Source organism: Kitasatospora sp. HUAS MG31, from assembly GCF_040571325.1.
In the GTDB taxonomy this organism is placed as follows: Bacteria; Actinomycetota; Actinomycetes; order Streptomycetales; family Streptomycetaceae; genus Kitasatospora; species Kitasatospora camelliae.
Genome location: NZ_CP159872.1, coordinates 3149492 through 3165443 on the forward strand (window position 1 = coordinate 3149492; position 15952 = coordinate 3165443).

Annotated in this window: 15 protein-coding genes; 9 read left to right on the forward strand and 6 right to left on the reverse strand. The window is 73.8% G+C overall.

The window, feature by feature from the left end; all coding sequences use genetic code 11:
• Nucleotides 1–80: 80 nt before the first annotated feature.
• Nucleotides 81–683, reverse strand: a complete 603-nt coding sequence (locus tag ABWK59_RS14040; RefSeq protein ID WP_354644947.1) for a TetR family transcriptional regulator — start codon at nt 681–683, stop codon at nt 81–83.
• 276 nt (nt 684–959) lie between these two features.
• Here ABWK59_RS14040 and deoC point away from each other — a divergent pair, with 276 nt between their 5' ends.
• The 5 genes from deoC to ABWK59_RS14065 all read left to right on the forward strand — a co-directional run bounded on the left by deoC (nt 960) and on the right by ABWK59_RS14065 (nt 6219).
• Nucleotides 960–1946, forward strand: a complete 987-nt coding sequence (deoC, locus tag ABWK59_RS14045; protein WP_354644948.1) for a deoxyribose-phosphate aldolase — start codon at nt 960–962, stop codon at nt 1944–1946.
• A gap of 5 nt (nt 1947–1951) precedes the next feature.
• The gene (locus ABWK59_RS14050) at nt 1952–3430 is read left to right on the forward strand and encodes an aldehyde dehydrogenase family protein (protein ID WP_354640919.1); all 1479 of its coding nucleotides are present in this window, start codon (nt 1952–1954) and stop codon (nt 3428–3430) included.
• Nucleotides 3423–4325, forward strand: coding sequence for an aldehyde dehydrogenase family protein (locus ABWK59_RS14055; RefSeq protein WP_354640920.1), 903 nt, complete (start codon nt 3423–3425; stop codon nt 4323–4325). Before ABWK59_RS14050 ends, ABWK59_RS14055 begins: the two co-directional genes overlap by 8 nt.
• 237 nt (nt 4326–4562) lie before the next feature.
• Nucleotides 4563–5201, forward strand: coding sequence for an ATP-binding protein (locus tag ABWK59_RS14060; protein WP_354640921.1), 639 nt, complete (start codon nt 4563–4565; stop codon nt 5199–5201).
• Between the two features lie 97 nt (nt 5202–5298).
• Complete coding sequence (locus ABWK59_RS14065) at nt 5299–6219, forward strand: phytoene/squalene synthase family protein (RefSeq protein WP_354640922.1); 921 nt, start codon at nt 5299–5301, stop codon at nt 6217–6219.
• 22 nt (nt 6220–6241) lie between these two features.
• On the opposite strand, the gene ABWK59_RS14070 is transcribed toward ABWK59_RS14065, so the two are convergent.
• A complete protein-coding gene (locus ABWK59_RS14070; protein WP_354640923.1) occupies nt 6242–7570 on the reverse strand; it encodes a S28 family serine protease in 1329 nt (442 codons plus the stop codon).
• Between the two features lie 279 nt (nt 7571–7849).
• A complete protein-coding gene (locus ABWK59_RS14075) occupies nt 7850–8761 on the reverse strand; it encodes a SigE family RNA polymerase sigma factor (RefSeq protein ID WP_354640924.1) in 912 nt (303 codons plus the stop codon).
• Nucleotides 8762–9029: 268 nt separating this feature from the next.
• Here ABWK59_RS14075 and ABWK59_RS14080 point away from each other — a divergent pair, with 268 nt between their 5' ends.
• The 4 genes from ABWK59_RS14080 (at nt 9030) to ABWK59_RS14095 (ending at nt 12785) form a co-directional block, all read left to right on the forward strand.
• Nucleotides 9030–9707, forward strand: coding sequence for a response regulator transcription factor (locus tag ABWK59_RS14080; RefSeq protein WP_354640925.1), 678 nt, complete (start codon nt 9030–9032; stop codon nt 9705–9707).
• A gap of 38 nt (nt 9708–9745) precedes the next feature.
• A complete protein-coding gene (locus ABWK59_RS14085) occupies nt 9746–11254 on the forward strand; it encodes a HAMP domain-containing sensor histidine kinase (RefSeq protein WP_354640926.1) in 1509 nt (502 codons plus the stop codon).
• Between the two features lie 469 nt (nt 11255–11723).
• Entirely contained in the window at nt 11724–12389 is a 666-nt protein-coding gene (locus ABWK59_RS14090) for a VanZ family protein (RefSeq protein WP_354640927.1), read from the forward strand.
• 213 nt (nt 12390–12602) lie between these two features.
• Nucleotides 12603–12785 carry a PspC domain-containing protein gene (locus ABWK59_RS14095; protein ID WP_354644949.1) on the forward strand — a complete coding sequence of 61 codons (183 nt, stop codon included), beginning with the start codon at nt 12603–12605 and terminating at the stop codon, nt 12783–12785.
• Between the two features lie 114 nt (nt 12786–12899).
• Here the strand turns inward: ABWK59_RS14095 and ABWK59_RS14100 are convergent, their stop codons facing one another.
• The 3 genes from ABWK59_RS14100 to ABWK59_RS14110 all read right to left on the reverse strand — a co-directional run bounded on the left by ABWK59_RS14100 (nt 12900) and on the right by ABWK59_RS14110 (nt 15905).
• On the reverse strand, nt 12900–13370 hold the full coding sequence (locus ABWK59_RS14100) for a hypothetical protein (RefSeq protein ID WP_354640928.1): 471 nt from the start codon (nt 13368–13370) through the stop codon (nt 12900–12902).
• Between the two features lie 194 nt (nt 13371–13564).
• On the reverse strand, nt 13565–14713 hold the full coding sequence (locus ABWK59_RS14105; RefSeq protein WP_354640929.1) for an adenosine deaminase: 1149 nt from the start codon (nt 14711–14713) through the stop codon (nt 13565–13567).
• Nucleotides 14714–14948: 235 nt separating this feature from the next.
• On the reverse strand, nt 14949–15905 hold the full coding sequence (locus ABWK59_RS14110; protein ID WP_354640930.1) for a LysR family transcriptional regulator: 957 nt from the start codon (nt 15903–15905) through the stop codon (nt 14949–14951).
• Nucleotides 15906–15952: the final 47 nt, after the last annotated feature.

Below are 15952 nucleotides of genomic sequence, written 5' to 3' on the forward strand. Positions count from 1 at the left end.
CGGTGAGTTTCTCGCCGCGCACTCCGCCCGTCAAGGGGCGCGGAGGCGCGCCGTACGGGGCAGTGGGCCGGGCGGGCGCCTCAGGGGGCGGTCAGGTAGAGCTGCACCGTGCGGCCGAGCAGCGGCACCAGCTCCTCGGCCGGCGTGGACGCCAGCGGCTCGACCCCGATCACGTACCGGGCCATCGCCAGGCCCACGATCTGCGACATCACCAGCTCCACCCGCAGCTCCGGGCGCTCCACGTCCAGCCCCGCCGCCACCCGGCCGACCAGCTCGGTCACCATGAACCCGCGCATCAGCGCCGCCACCTCCTCGGTGGTCGCGGCCGTCCGCAGGAGGGCCAGCAGCCGCTCCCGCACGGCCGGCTCCTCCCACAGCCGCAGGACGAACGCCGCCAGCCGCTCGCCCATCCCCTCCCGGTCGCCGGCCAGCACCTGCTCCACCATCACCCGCGGGTCCACCGGGAACTCCAGCGCGGCCAGGAACAGCCGGTCCTTGCTGCCGAAGTAGTGGTGCAGCAGCGCCGGGTCCACCCCCGCCGCCCGGGCGATGGCCCGCATGCTCGCCTTCTGGTACCCGCGGGCGGCGAACTCGCCCCGGGCCGCCTCCAGCACCTCCCGGCGCGTGTCGGCCCCACCGGGCCGCCGCCCGGTCTTCTTCCGTGGACTGGAGGACTGAGACATGGTCACCCCGCCATTCTGCCGACCCACCCCCGACCCCGACGCACACCACCGACCTCGTCCCCGCCCCGTCAGGGGCGGCGCGTGGTGCACCTCCCAGCCGCCAAGGCCGGGAGAGAACCGCGCGACCGGCCACCGCCCCCGAGCCGGATCGCGGCACGGTGTTTTCCTGCCCCGAAGCGCCCCAAGGCCCGCACGAACGAGCAGATCTCGGTCCCGCATCGAATTCCCGGCGCTCTAGCGGATTGCTACGCGCGTAGATATGCTGGTCTGGTGACTATGTCCACTCTTGCAGCCAATGCCCCCGGCGCTGCGGGCAGCGGTCTCGCGGACGTCGCGGCGTCCGAGGCCTCGCTCCGCCGCTTCCTGCACGGCCTGCCCGGCGTCGACCAGGTCGGCCTGGAGGCCCGCGCCGCCACCCTCGGCACCCGTTCGATCAAGACCACGGCGAAGGCGTACGCCATCGACCTGGCCATCTCGATGATCGACCTGACCACGCTGGAAGGCGCGGACACGGTCGGCAAGGTGCGCGCCCTGTGCACCAAGGGCCGGAACCCCGACCCCTCCGACCCGTCCGCCCCGCGGGTCGCCGCGATCTGCGTCTATCCGGACATGGTCGCCACCGCGAAGGCCGCCCTGCGCGGCACCGACATCCAGGTCGCCTCGGTCGCCACCGCCTTCCCGGCGGGCCGGGCCGCGCTCCCGGTGAAGCTGGCCGACACGGCCGACGCGGTGGCCGACGGTGCGGACGAGATCGACATGGTGATCGACCGCGGCGCCTTCCTGTCCGGCCGGTACCTGGACGTCTTCAACGAGATCGTGGCCGTCAAGGAGGCCTGCCGCCGTCCGGACGGCACCTCCGCCCACCTCAAGGTGATCTTCGAGACCGGCGAGCTGCAGACGTACGACAACGTGCGCCGCGCCTCCTGGCTGGCCATGCTCGCCGGTGCCGACTTCATCAAGACCTCCACCGGCAAGGTGGCGGTCAACGCCACGCCCCCGGTGACCCTGCTGATGCTGGAGGCCGTCCGCGACTTCCGGGCGCAGACCGGGATCCAGGTCGGCGTGAAGCCCGCGGGTGGCATCAAGACCACCAAGGACGCCATGAAGTACCTGGTGATGGTCAACGAGACCCTGGGTGACGACTGGCTGACCCCGCACTGGTTCCGCTTCGGCGCCTCCAGCCTGCTCAACGACCTGCTGATGCAGCGTCAGAAGCTGACCACCGGACGGTACTCCGGTCCCGACTACGTGACGGTGGACTGAGACAGATGGCGAAGAACAACAAGAAGGCGGAAGAGCCCGTGCGCAAGAACGGCCTCTTCGAGTACGCGCCCGCCCCGGAGTCCCCGGCCGCGGCCGGTGACATCGCGACCTCGTACGGCCACTTCATCGGCGGCGAGTTCGTCGAATCCTCGGGCAGCGAGGCGCTGAAGACCGTCAACCCGGCCACCGAGCAGGTGCTGGCGGAGTTCGCCCACGGCACCGACGAGGACGTGGACCGCGCGGTCACCGCCGCCCGCAAGGCGTTCGCCGACTGGTCGGCGCTGCCGGGCAGCGAGCGCGCCAAGTACCTGTTCCGGATCGCCCGGATCATCCAGGAGCGTTCGCGCGAGCTGGCGGTGCTGGAGTCGATCGACAACGGCAAGCCGATCCGCGAGACCCGCGACGTCGACCTGCCGCTGGTCGCCGCGCACTTCTTCTACTACGCGGGCTGGGCCGACAAGCTGGACTACGCGGGCTTCGGCCCGAACCCGCGCCCGCTGGGCGTGGCCGGCCAGGTCATCCCGTGGAACTTCCCGCTGCTGATGCTGGCGTGGAAGATCGCCCCGGCGCTGGCCACCGGCAACACCGTGGTGCTGAAGCCGGCCGAGACCACCCCGCTGACCGCGCTGCGGTTCGCCGAGATCTGCCGCCAGGCTGGTCTGCCCAAGGGCGTGGTCAACATCGTCACCGGCGACGGCCGCACCGGCGCCGCGCTGACCGCCCACCCGGACGTCAACAAGGTCGCCTTCACCGGCTCCACCCCGGTCGGCCGGGCGATCGCCAAGCAGCTGGCCGGCACCCGCAAGAAGCTGTCGCTGGAGCTGGGCGGCAAGGCCGCCAACATCGTCTTCGACGACGCGCCGATCGACCAGGCCGTCGAGGGCATCGTCAACGGCATCTTCTTCAACCAGGGCCACGTCTGCTGCGCGGGCAGCCGCCTGCTGGTCCAGGAGTCGATCCAGGACGAGCTGCTGGACGCCCTCAAGCGCCGGATGGCCACCCTGCGGGTCGGCGACCCGCTGGACAAGAACACCGACATCGGCGCCATCAACTCGGCCGAGCAGCTCGCCCGGATCACCGCGCTGACCGACGCCGGCGAGTCCGAGGGCGCCGAGCGCTGGTCGCCGTCCTGCGACCTGCCCGCCAACGGCTTCTGGTTCCGCCCGACGCTGTTCACCGGCGTCTCCCAGGCGCACCGGATCGCCCAGGAGGAGATCTTCGGCCCGGTGCTGTCGGTGCTGACCTTCCGCACCCCGACCGAGGCGGTCGAGAAGGCCAACAACACCCCGTACGGCCTGTCGGCGGGCATCTGGACCGAGAAGGGCTCGCGCATCCTGTGGATGGCGAACCAGCTCAAGGCCGGTGTGGTCTGGGCCAACACCTTCAACAAGTTCGACCCGACCTCGCCGTTCGGCGGCTACAAGGAGTCGGGCTACGGCCGCGAGGGTGGCCGGCACGGTCTGGAGGCCTACCTCGATGTCTGATCTCATGCCGCGTCTTGACGTCTTCAAGACCTACAAGCTGTACGTGGGCGGGAAGTTCCCGCGCTCCGAGAGCGGGCGGGTGTACGAGGTGACCGACTCCAAGGGCCAGTGGCTCGCCAACGCCCCGCTCGGCACCCGCAAGGACGCCCGGGACGCCGTGCTCGCCGCCCGCGCCGCGGTCAAGGGCTGGTCCGGCACCACCGCGTACAACCGCGGCCAGGTGCTGTACCGGGTCGCCGAGATGCTGCAGGGCCGCCGCGAGCAGTTCGCCGCGGAGGTCGCCACCGCCGAGGGCGTCGGCGGCAAGAAGGCCGCCGCCCTGGTGGACGCCGCCATCGACCGCTGGGTCTGGTACGCGGGCTGGACCGACAAGGTCGCCCAGATCGCGGGCGGCGCCAACCCGGTGGCCGGGCCGTACTTCAACCTGTCCACCCCGGAGCCCAGCGGTGTGATCGGCATCGTGGCCCCGCAGGCCGGGTACGGTCACTCCTTCCTCGGCCTGGTCTCGGTGATCGCCCCGGTGATCGCCACCGGCAACACCGTCGTGGTCGCGGCCGCCGAGAAGGCGCCGCTGCCCGCGCTGTCCCTGGGCGAGGTGCTGGCCACCTCCGACCTGCCGGGCGGCGTGGTCAACGTCCTCTCCGGCCGGACCGCGGACATCGCCCCGACGCTGGCCTCGCACCAGGACGTCAACGGCATCGACCTCACCGGTGCGATCGCCCTCGACGGTCCCGGCGCGGCGGCCGCGCTGGAGGCCTCCGCCGCGGATACCCTGAAGCGGGTTACCCGCCCGGCGGAGGAGCCGTCCTCCCTGGACTGGACCAACCCGCCCGGCACCGACCGGCTACTCTCCTTCCTGGAGACCAAGACGGTCTGGCACCCGATGGGTCTGTGACCTGCGGGTCGCCCGACCGGACAACTCCACACAGACTGGCCCGTCCCCAGTGCCCCTCACCCCCCCCGGGGGCCCGGACGAGCCGATGACGGACCCGCACTTCTCCCCCCCTGGTGCGGGTCCGTCGACTTTCCGGCCCACCCTCGACGCCTCCCCCGGCCGCCTCCCGGTGTGACGTCCGCCGGAATCGCTCCGGCGGTTTCGGCGGGGCTCCCGGATGCGTCAGACTGGTGTCTCGTGAGTGACTCCCCGCTGAACCGCGCCCCGATATCCCGCGCCCGCGTCATCCTGCTGTCGGGCCCCTCGGGGTCGGGGAAGTCCTCGCTGGCGGAACGGACCGGGCTGCCGGTCCTCCAGCTCGACGACTTCTACAAGGACGGCGACGACCCGACCCTGCCGCAGTTCGAGGACGGCGGAGGCACCGACTGGGACTCGCCGCTGTCCTGGCACCGCGAGGACGCCCTGGCGGCGATCCGGCGGCTGGTGGAGACCGGACGCGCCGAGGTGCCGGTGTACTCCATCCCCGACAACGGCCGGGTCGGCACCCACACCCTGGACCTGGACGGGGCGCCCGCCTTCATCGCCGAGGGGATCTTCGCGGCGGAGCTGGCCGGGCAGTGCGCGGCGGAGGGGCTGCTCGGGGAGGCCCTGTGCCTGCGGAACCGGCCGCTGACCACCGCCTGGCGGCGGTTCCGGCGGGACGTCCGCGAGGGGCGGAAGTCGGTGCCGTACCTGGTCCGGCGGGGGTGGCGGCTGATGCGGGCCGAACGCGGCATCGTCGGCCGGCAGGTCGAACTCGGCGCCCTCGCCTGCGCCGGCCCGGAGGCCGCCCGCCGCATCACGGCCGTCGCCGACCGGGACCTGACGCTGGTCTGAGCTGGTCTGAGCTGGGCAACCGGCCGACCACCAGGTGCCCCCACGCGCCCCTGATGTGCACGGCCGTACAGAGGTGACGACGAAGGGGCAGGGGATCGTGGGTTGGTGGGAGCGCGCGCTGGATGCGGCCGGGGTGGCCGATCCGGTGCTGCGGGCGGACTTCGGGCGGCAGCGCGAGGAGGTCACCGCGTACCGCCGGGAGGCGGCGATGGCGACCGGGCTGCTGCTGCCGGGCCGGATGGTCCCGCCCGTGATGGCCGCGACGGCGTTCATGCACCGCACCGACAGCCTCCTCGACAGCGGCCCCGCCGACCGCGGCGCCCGCGAGGAGGCGTTCCGGCGGTGGCGCGGGCAGGTGCTGGACGGGCTCGCCGCGGGCCGCTCCGAGGCCCCTGAGCTGCGTCCCCTGCTGCACACCGTGGCCGCGCACCCGGTGCTGCGCGACCGGATCCCGGAGTACCTGGACGCGGCCGCCGTGGAGCTGGACTTCACCGGGTTCGCCACCGAGGCGGACTACCAGCGCTACGTGGACGCGTACTCGCTGCCCGGCTTCATGGCGGTGGCGGCGCTGCTCGGCCCCCGGGGCGATCAGACGGCATACCGGGCGGCCTGCCGCACCTACATCGACGCCGCGCAGCGGCTGGACTTCGTCAACGACCTCGCCGAGGACCTGGGCGAGGGGCGGCTCGCGCTGCCGGCCGAGGCGCTGGCGCGGCACGGGGTGGAGCGGGCGGACCTGGAGGCGGGCCGCGACCTGCCGGGGGTGCGGGGGCTGCTCGGCGAGGCGCTGGACCTGGCGGAGGTCACCCTGGCCGAGGGTGCGGCGGTGGTGGAGCTGGTCCCGGAGGCGAACCGGCCGATGGTCCGCGGCCTGATCGGCCTGGACCGGCTGACCCTGGCCGCCGCCCGCCGGGACCCGGCGGCGCTGCTGCGCCGTTCGGCGCGGCCGTCGGTGCCCGGCGCGCTGCGGCTGCTGGCCGGCGAGTACCGGCGGGCCCGCCGGCTGCGCCGCCGCTGACCCTCCCGGCAGGGCGTCTCCCTCAGTCCAGGCCGGCCCAGCGCATCAGGGTCGCGGTCGCCACGGCCCGTTCGGCGTCCGGGAGTTCGCCGATCCGGGTGGCGTGGGCGGCGTCCGGGTCCCAGAGGACGTAGGAGTCGCGGCTGCCCGGGCCGAGGCGGAAGGGTTCGGCGACCGAGGGGTCGAGCCGGCCGTTGAGGAACAGCAGCCGGGTGCCGGCGGTCCGCACCCAGCGGTCGATGTCCCGCATCGCGCCGGGCTGGTGGCGCATCGGGATGTCGCGCGGCACGAAGCTGCGCGGCTCGGTCGCGCCGGGGTAGCGCAGCAGGTCGGCCAGGTGGGCGGTCTCGACATCGAAGTACCCCATCTGGGTGCCCAGTTGGTAGAAGTACGGGATGAAATCCCGGGCCACCCGGTCGGTGTAGACGGTGAGCCGTCCGGTCCGATCGATCCAGCGGTCGAGGTCGTCGGTCGGGGTGCCGGTGCCGGGGACGGTCGGGCAGGCGGCCTGGCCGCCGCTCTGCCAGAAGGTGAACGGCAGCCGGAGCACGGCGATTTCGAAGGCCTTGTCGGCGCTGCCGATGACGGTGAAGCCGGTGCCGTCGCGGGCGGCCCGGTCGGCGTACCGGGCGACCAGCTCGTCGCGGCGGAGCAGGGCCTCGCGCTGGACGGTCCGCAGTGCGGCGCGGCACTCGGGGGTGCCGGCGGTGGCGAGGAAGTCGAGGTAGGCGGAGTCCTCGCGGTCGTCCACGTTGTCCGGTGCCGAGTAGGCGATGCTGCCGTCGACGTCGCCGGGGTGGAACCGGCGGTGGTAGACGGTGGCCATGCCGCCCTTGCTGCCGCCGGCGGAGATCCAGCGGCCGCGGTAGACGGACCTGAACGCCTCGACCACCCGGTGGTGGTCGTCGGCGGCCTGCTCGATGGTCAGGGTGCGGTAGTCGGTGGCGGAGGGCACGGAGGTGCCGAAGAACCGCTGCTCGACGTTGAGCTGGTTGCCGTCCAGCAGGGTGGCCGGCTCGCTGCGGGCCGGGTCGAGCGGGACCTGGTAGCCGCCGGTCCACAGCACGGTGGGACGGTCGACGGCCTTGTGCAGCAGGGTGATCCGCTGCTGGAAGGTGCCGGCCTCCGGGTGCCGGTGGTCGATCGGCTGGCGCAGCTGGAGGACGAAGAACCTCAGGCCCGGGGCGGCGGGCCGTTCCTCCAGCACGGTGAGGCCGGGCACGTGCTCGATGGCGGTGCGGACGTCCTGCTCCGCGGTCCCGTCCGCCGCCGCGGCGGGCAGGGTGCCGGGCGCGGCCAGCATCACCGCCGCCGCCACCGGTACCAGCAGCCTTCTGATCCATCCCCGCATCGGGCCCTCCCTCACGCGTCGCTTCCGACAGTGGAGAGTCAACCGCGGGCGGGGTGGGCGGCACGTCCCGCGCGGGCGGGAGCCGCCTCCCTCCCGGGAGGGAGCCGGCGGCGGCCGCGCCCGGGGAACGCGGAAGGACGGCCCCAGTGCGTCTCCCCCGCACCGGGCCCGTCCCTTTCCCGCGAGACCGCCGTCTCCCCCGTCGGCCACCGCTCCCCCGAGTCGGCGGCCGCCGTGGCGGCCTCATTCACCCGTCCCCCGACGGGAGTTCCTGTGTGGTCAGGCGACCAGCTCGCCGAAGGCGTGCTGGGTGTCGCCGGTCCGGTTGAGCTGCTCGTCGTCGCGCAGCCGGCGCAGGGCGCGCCAGATGGAGCTCTTCACCGTGCCCACGCTGATGCCGAGGATGTCGGCGATCTCCGGGTCGGTGCGGCCCTCGTAGTAGCGGAGGACCAGCATGGTGCGCTGGTTCTCCGGCAGCTTGGCCAGCGCCTGCCAGAGCACGGTGCGCAGCTCGGTGCCGCCCATCGCGTCGGTGTCGCCGACCGTCTCCGGCAGCTCCTCGGTCGGGTACTCGTTGACCTTGCGGCGGCGCCAGGCGGAGATGTGCAGGTTGGTCATGGTGCGGCGGAGGTAGCCCCCGACCGCGGCCTTGTCGGTGATCCGGTCCCAGGCGCGGTAGGTGCTGAAGAGCGCGCTCTGCAGCAGGTCCTCGGCCTCGTAGCGGTCACCGGTGAGGTGGTAGGCGGTGGCGTACAGGGAGGCGCGGCGCTCACGCACGTACGCGGTGAACTCCGCGATGTGGTCGGACCGCTCCCCCTGCGCGCCTCCCTGCTCCGGCTCGGACACCGCGGGCGCCAGGCGCAGCAGTGTCGTCCCGGCGGCCTCGCGGCTGTCCGGCTCCCCCGAACCGGCACCCCCCGCCGCGTTGCCGCCCCCGCGCACCGGGAAGATCCCCCGGAGCGTCATGGTGGTGGCGGAGTCGGCCGCCGTGCTCCCCCTGTGGCCGATCCCGTACACCTCCCCACCCCTGCCCGCAACGACCGGGCGGCGAGATCCGGCGCTGTGCGCGCACCCCCGTACGACCACGGAGCCGGAGACCTCGTCGGTCCGGACCTCGTACCGCTTGCGGGCGATGGCGACCGACGAGCGCGCGTCGCGGGCCCCTGCGTGGGTCGTGAGCGTTGCGGTCATCGTGCACCCCCATGGTCGGTACGAGCGGGTTGTTCCGCCGCCGCGACTCCGGTACTGACCGGGGCCGTTCTCGGCGACAAGGAAAATCCTGCCCGCCGCTCGTCATGGCGAGGTCCGCCGACTGTCACAGGGCTGTCACAGCGGGCGGGACTTTCGTCCACACGCCGACCACAGAGCAGGGACGGCCGAATCCGGGGTTCCGGTTCCCGTGCGCTCAGCGGGTACCCGGGTGGGTGCTTCGCCGGGCCGGGTGGGGAAGAATGAGCGGGTGCCTTTCCTGCTTCTGATCGAGGACGACGACGCCATCCGGACCGGGCTCGAACTCGCCCTCACCCGCCAGGGCCACCGTGTGGCCGCCGCGTCCTCCGGCGAGGACGGCTTGAAGCTCTTCAAGGAGCAACGTCCGGATCTGATCGTGTTGGACGTGATGCTGCCCGGGATCGACGGTTTCGAGGTCTGCCGGCGGATCCGGCGGACCGACCAGCTGCCGATCATCCTGCTGACCGCGCGCTCCGACGACATCGACGTGGTGGTCGGCCTGGAGTCGGGGGCGGACGACTACGTGGTGAAGCCGGTGCAGCCACGGGTGCTGGACGCCCGGATCCGGGCGGTGCTGCGGCGCGGCGAGCGGGAGAGCTCGGACTCCTCGACGTACGGCAGCCTGGTGATCGACCGGTCGGCGATGACCGTGACCAAGGACGGCCTGGATCTCCAACTGACGCCGACCGAGCTGCGGTTGCTGCTGGAGCTGAGCCGCCGGCCGGGTCAGGCGCTGTCCCGGCAGCAGTTGCTGCGGCTGGTGTGGGAGCACGACTACCTGGGCGACTCCCGGCTGGTGGACGCCTGTGTGCAGCGGCTGCGGGCGAAGGTGGAGGAGGTCCCCTCCGCGCCGACGCTGATCCGTACCGTGCGCGGGGTGGGCTACCGGCTCGACCCGCCCGCGTGATCCCTCCGTTCCGCTGTGCCTCCTGTCTGTGAGACCTGTTGACTGACCAGTTCACCCCGCCGCGCCGGCGTTCCGGTCTGCGGCGGCGGCTCCGTTCGCTCCGGGTTCGGCTGATCGCGGTGTTCGCCGCGGTCGCGCTGATCACCGCGGTGGCCGTGTCCGGGATCGCCTACTGGCTGAACCGCGACGCGGTGCTCAAGCGCGCCCAGGACACCGCGCTGAACGACTTCCGGGTCTCGCTGACCCGGAACGCCTCCGCCCTGCCGCTCGGCGCGACCTGTGAGGATCTGGCCAATCTCGCGGTCCAGGTGGCGAGTTCGGGCCTGAACTACGACGTGGTGGTGACCGACGAGGCGCACCCGGAGTGCACCGCCTCCTCGGACCCGTCCCGGTTCACGGTGGGCCATGTGCCGAAGTCGCTGCGCAGTACGGTGGCGACGCCGCGGGAGACCGGCCCGACCAACCCGTACGCGTACCACCTGTACTGGCAGCGGGTGAACCTGGACGGGCCGTACCTGGTGGGCGGGACGCGGGTGGTGCCGACCGGGCCGACCGCGTACATGTTCAAGTCGCTGGAGAACGAGCGGGCCGATCTCAACACCCTGGGCTGGTCGCTGGCGATCGCCACGCTGCTGGCGCTGATCGGTTCGGCGCTGCTGGCGCAGGCGGCCTCGTCCACGGTGCTGCGTCCGGTGAAGCGGCTGGGCGAGGCGGCCCGGCGGCTCGGCGCGGGCGAGCTGGACACCCGTCTGGAGGTCGAGGGCGGTGACGAACTGGCCGACCTGGCACGGACGTTCAACCGCGCGGCGGCCTCGCTCTCGGAGCAGGTCGCGGAGCTGAGCGCGCGGGAGGCGCAGAGCCGGCGGTTCGTCGCCGACATGTCGCACGAGCTGCGGACGCCGCTGACCGCGATGACCGCGGTGACCGACATCCTGGAGGACGAGGCGGACGCGCTGGACCCGATGATCGAGCCGGCGGTCCGGCTGGTGGTCAGCGAGACGCGGCGGCTGTCGGACCTGGTGGAGAACCTGATGGAGGTGACCCGGTTCGACGCGGGCACCGCCAAGCTGGTCGCCGACGAGGTGGACATAGCCGACCTGATCATGTCCTGCATCGACGGCCGGGCCTGGTACGACGCGGTGGAGGTGGACACCCCGCGCGGGATCCTCGCCACGGTGGACCCGCGCCGGCTGGACGTGGTGTTCGCCAACCTGATCGGCAACGCGCTCAAGCACGGCGGCTCCCCGGTCCGGGTCGAGCTGCGGCAGGAGGGCGAGCAGGTGGTGGTCCGGGTGTCGGACAGCGGGCCGGGCATCCCGGAGGAGGTGCTGCCGCACGTGTTCGACCGGTTCTACAAGGCCGACAAGGGCCGGGCCCGGTCCGAGGGCAGCGGCCTGGGGCTGTCCATCGCGATGGCCAACGCGCAGATCCACGGCGGCACCATCACCGCCGCGAACGGCGAGCGCGGGGCCGTGTTCACCCTGACCCTGCCGCTGCGCCCGCCGGTGCCCGGCGGCGGGCCGACCGACAAGGAGGCCGGCCGGTGAGCGCCGCTGTCACTCCCCCCTCACCGCCGGGCGCTCTTGATCCGGCGCCGACACTCTCCCCCAGCCTGGCGGCCGGGAGGTGCCCCCACGCTCCCGCGCTCGCTGGCGCTCGCTTCCGCGCTCGTCGCTTTCGGCACCGGCGCGCCCGTCGTGCCCTGCCCGCGGCGGCCGCCGCGGTCCTCGCCCTCGCCGCGCTGACCGGCTGCGGCATCCGGCCCACCGCCGTCCCGGTGGACGCGGGTCCGCCCGCCAGCCGGACCGCCTGCCCGGGTCCGGTGCGGGTGCCGAGCGCGGCGGCCACCGCCGCCCCCACCCCGGCTCCGGCGGCACCGAGCAGGCCCGCCGGCGGCAAGGCGACCGGCGCGCCCGGGGCCACGGGGAGTGCCGCGGCGCCCTCGGTGAACGCGTCGAGCACGGCCGGCCTGTTCTCGGCCGAGCCCACGCCGACCCCGTCCGACACCCGCTGCCCGTGAGCGGGGCGCCGGAGCGGGGCGGCGGAACCGTCCGCCGCCCGCCCGGCGTCCTGCGCTGTGTGCACCGAGATGGCACCACCACGCCTGCCGAGTCCGCCGAGTCCGCCGTCGACGCGACCGGGAACCCGTCGTCCGACCGGACGGACCCCGCGCCCCGCGTCTCCCGCCCGCTGAAGGCGGTGAGCCGGGTGCTGCTGGCGCTGTACCTGCTGGCACTGGGCTGGCTGACCCTCCGTCCGGTGCCGGTCAGCTGGACCTACCCGGCCAACCTCACCCCGCTCGCCTCGGTCGACCGGGCGCTGGCCGACGGCGGTCACGCCGTGGTCCGCCAGCTCGCCGCCGGGCTGCTGCCGCTGGTGCCGTTCGGGGCGCTGCTGCCGCTGGTGGGCGGACGGCTGCGGACCCCGTGGCTGCCCTCGCTGCTGCGCACCCTGGGCTGCTCGGCCCTGCTGGCCACCGGCTGCGAGATCCTCGGCGGCTGGTCGCCCGGGCACGTGCTCAACGTGGACGACATCCTGCTCGGCACGCTCGGCGCCGCCCTCGGGCACCTGACCCTCGCCCCGGCGGTCCGTGGGCTGCTCCAGCTGTCCCGCCCCCGGGTGCGCCGGGAGCGCGGCGAGACCCGCCCGTACGCGCTGGCCGCGGCCCGGCCGCAGCTCTGAGGCTTGTCCGACCATCCCCGCCGGGCCCCGCGTCCGGGCCCCGGACTCAGGGGTCGTCCCTGAGCCGACCCCGAGGAGGGGCTCCGCCGGCCCGGTGAGACCCCGGGGGCGGGGATCGGCATCGGGGCTGACGTTCTTGGGGCCCGCCGCGCCGAGGATGGAGTCATGCCCACCGGAGAGACCGGCACCGGGCCGAGAGACTTCGGAGTCGTCATGAGCAGCCTCGCCCGTCCCCGTCACGACCGCGTCATCGGCGGCGTCTGCGCCGGCCTGGCCCGACGCTTCGGGATGACGCCGTGGACCGTCCGCATCATCTTCCTCGCCTCCTGCCTGCTGCCCGGTCCGCAGTTCCTGATCTACCTGGCCCTCTGGCTGCTGCTCCCGCAGGAGCCGTGACCGACCCGGGGCCGGGGCGCCGGGGGCGCCAGCGGCGTACCGGACAGCAGACAGAGGCCGGAGGGCCGCCACCGCGGGTGCGGGTGGCGGCCCTCCGGCCTCTGCCTGCGACGGTCAGCCGCCCAGGCCCGGGAGGGAGGGGGCGCCGCCACCGGTCGGGCTCAGGCTGGTGAGGGTGCCGGTCAGGCTGCCGACCGGGGTCTTGGCCAGGCCCTGCCCGCCCGGGACGGACTCCAGGCCGCCCACCCGGGTGGCGCCGGCCGGGGCGTCCTCGGCGGCGGGCACCTCCGTGGCCGGGGCGGCGGCGGGCGCGGCCTGGGCGGCGGGGGCCGTCTGCGCCGGGGCGGACTGCGCGGGCTTGCCGGCCGCCGGGTTCAGGTTGCCCACGGCCTCGGTGACCGGGGCGGTGGCCGGGACCTTGCCGAGGGCGCCGGTCGCGGCACCGGTGAGCGCGCCGTTGGTCAGCATGGTGGCGGGACCGCCGATCCCGCCCGGCGCGGCCGCCGCGGCGGAACCTGCGGCGGCGGCGGCCATCGCGACACCGAGCACGGCCGTACCGGCGGTCTTCAGAGTGGCCTGCTTCATCTTGGTCCCTCGACTCATCGTCAGTGGCCGCACGCGGCCGCCCCGGAGGGACCGCCGCGGCTACGCCCTGTCAGCAGTGACTGGCACACCGTAGTGAGTTCGTCGAAGGGGGATCAAAGGCAGGTAACTCACAGGAGTTATAAGTCGGATGAGCATGGGACCTTCGGCGACGGCCCCATGCCCATCCGGTCCGGTCAGGAGCCGGCGGCGAACAGCCACTCCGCCTTGAGCTCCGCGTAGCCCGGCTTGATGACGTCGTTGATCATCGCCAGGCGCTCGTCGAACGGCAGGAACGCGGACTTCATGGCGTTCACGCTGAACCACTCCATGTCGCCCAGGGTGTAGCCGAAGGCCTCCACCAGGTGCCCGAACTCCTGGCTCATGCTGGTCCCGCTCATCAGCCGGTTGTCGGTGTTGACGGTCACCCGGAACTTCAGTCGGCTGAGCAGGCCGATCGGGTGCTCGGCGTACGAGGCCGCGGCGGCCGTCTGCAGGTTGGAGGTGGGGCACATCTCCAGCGGGACGCGCTTGTCGCGCACGTACGCGGCCAGCCGGCCGAGCCGGACGGAGCCGTCCTCCTCCACCGTGATGTCGTCGATGATCCGCACGCCGTGGCCGAGCCGGTCGGCGCCGCAGCACTGCAGGGCCTCCCAGATCGACGGCAGGCCGAAGGCCTCACCCGCGTGGATGGTGAAGTGGTTGTTCTCGCCCTTGAGGTAGTCGAAGGCGGCCTGGTGGCGGGTGGGGGGGTAGCCCGCCTCGGCGCCGGCGATGTCGAAGCCGACCACGCCCTGGTCGCGGAAGCGGTTGGCCAGCTCGGCGATCTCCTGCGAGCGGGCGGCGTGGCGCATGGCCGTGAGCAGCGCGCCGACCCGGATCCGGTGGCCGGCGGCACGGGCGTTGGCCTCGCCGAGGCGGAAGCCCTCGTTGACGGCCTCGACGACCTCGTCGAGGGTCAGGCCGGCCTCCAGGTGCTGCTCGGGGGCGTAGCGGACCTCGGCGTAGACCACGCCGTCGGCGGCCAGGTCCTCGGCGCAGTCGGCGGCGACCTTGATCAGGGCCTCACGGGTCTGCATCACGGCGCAGGTGTGGGCGAAGGTCTCCAGGTAGCGGACCAGCGAACCGGAGTCGGCGGCCTCGCGGAACCACTCGCCCAGGTCCTTGGGGTCGGTGGTCGGGAGGTTCTCGTAGCCGCAGGCGGCGGCCAGTTCGACGATGGTCTCGGGGCGCAGTCCGCCGTCCAGGTGGTCGTGCAGGAGCACCTTCGGGGCGCGGCGGATCTGGTCGGCGGTGGGCACGCGGGGGCCGGTGGAGGCCGCGGCGGCGAGGGTCTGCTTCTCCATTGCCGGAGTGTAGCTCCTACGCGCGTAGATTGCTAACCGCCACGCGGTCGGAATCCGGCGTTCCGCACCGCCCGGGCGACCGCTCCGGCCGGTCGGACACGATCCGCGGCGAGCCCGTCGCACCCGGTGGGCGGGGACGCGTCGGGGCCCGGCCGGTCGATCGCGGCCGAGCCTGGCCGGGCCTGGCCGGTCGGTCGGTCGAGGCCGGGCCTGGCCGGTCGCGGCCGGTCGGTGGTCAATCGTGGTCGAGGAGCCGCCCGCGACGGGAGAGCACGAAGTCGCGGAAGGCCGCCACCGGCGGGGTGAGCGGGCGGCCGGCCACCCAGGCGAGCCCGATCGCCCGCCGGGTGCGGGGCGCGGTGACCTCCAGCTCCACCACCCCGGGCCGGGGCACCAGGGCGGGCGGCAGCAGTGCCACCCCCAGCCCGGCCGCGACCAGCCCGCGCAGGGTCTCCGCCTCCTCCCCCTCGAAGGCGATCCGCGGGACGAAGCCCGCCTCGGCACAGAAGCCGTCGGTGATCATCCGCAGCCCGTACCCCTCCTCCACCGCCACCCACGGCTCCTCGGCCACCTCCGCCAGCCGGATCCGCCGCCGCCCGGCCAGCCGGTGGTCGGCCGGGACGGCCAGGTGCAACCGCTGCTCGTCCAGCGGCCGGGCGGCCAGGTCCGGGGCGTTCGGCAGCGGGGAGACCAGGCAGACGTCCAGTTCCCCGGCGCGCAGCCGCTCCAGCATCGCCGCGACGTAGTCCTGCACCAGCTGGAACCGGACCCGCGGGTGCCCGGCCCGGAACCCGCGCAGCAGGGCGGGCACCGCGTCCGTCCCCATGGTGTGGAGGAACCCGAACGCCACCCGGCCGGCCTCCGGGTCGGCCTCCGCCCGGGCCGCCTCGGCGCCGCGCTCCAGCTCGGCGAGCGCCCGCTCGACCGACCCCAGCAGCAGCCGGCCGGCCCTGGTCAGCCGGACCGCCCGGCCCTGACGGGCCAGCAGGTCCACCCCGAGCTCCGCCTCCAGCCGGGCGATCGCCCGTGACAGCGTCGGCTGCGGCATGCCGAGCAGCTGGGCCGCCTGGGTCACGTGCTCCAGCCGGGCCACGGCGGCGAACTCGGCCAGCTGCGGCGCCAGCCGGACCACATCCGCCTCCGGACCCAGCTCGGCCGGGCGCGTGGGCTGCGAGCTGCTCTCATACGTCACGGCATGAATAATCCCCCACTCATGCATTGGACGCATCAACCGCGGCG

Coding starts and splice junctions, on each gene's coding strand:
- ABWK59_RS14040 (WP_354644947.1), bottom strand. CDS start 683: ATGTCTCAGTCCTCCAGTCCACGGAAGAAGACCGGGCGGCGGCCCGGT.
- deoC (WP_354644948.1), top strand. CDS start 960: ATGTCCACTCTTGCAGCCAATGCCCCCGGCGCTGCGGGCAGCGGTCTC.
- ABWK59_RS14050 (WP_354640919.1), top strand. CDS start 1,952: ATGGCGAAGAACAACAAGAAGGCGGAAGAGCCCGTGCGCAAGAACGGC.
- ABWK59_RS14055 (WP_354640920.1), top strand. CDS start 3,423: ATGTCTGATCTCATGCCGCGTCTTGACGTCTTCAAGACCTACAAGCTG.
- ABWK59_RS14070 (WP_354640923.1), bottom strand. CDS start 7,570: ATGCGGGGATGGATCAGAAGGCTGCTGGTACCGGTGGCGGCGGCGGTG.
- ABWK59_RS14075 (WP_354640924.1), bottom strand. CDS start 8,761: ATGACCGCAACGCTCACGACCCACGCAGGGGCCCGCGACGCGCGCTCG.
- ABWK59_RS14095 (WP_354644949.1), top strand. CDS start 12,603: ATGAGCAGCCTCGCCCGTCCCCGTCACGACCGCGTCATCGGCGGCGTC.
- ABWK59_RS14100 (WP_354640928.1), bottom strand. CDS start 13,370: ATGAAGCAGGCCACTCTGAAGACCGCCGGTACGGCCGTGCTCGGTGTC.
- ABWK59_RS14105 (WP_354640929.1), bottom strand. CDS start 14,713: ATGGAGAAGCAGACCCTCGCCGCCGCGGCCTCCACCGGCCCCCGCGTG.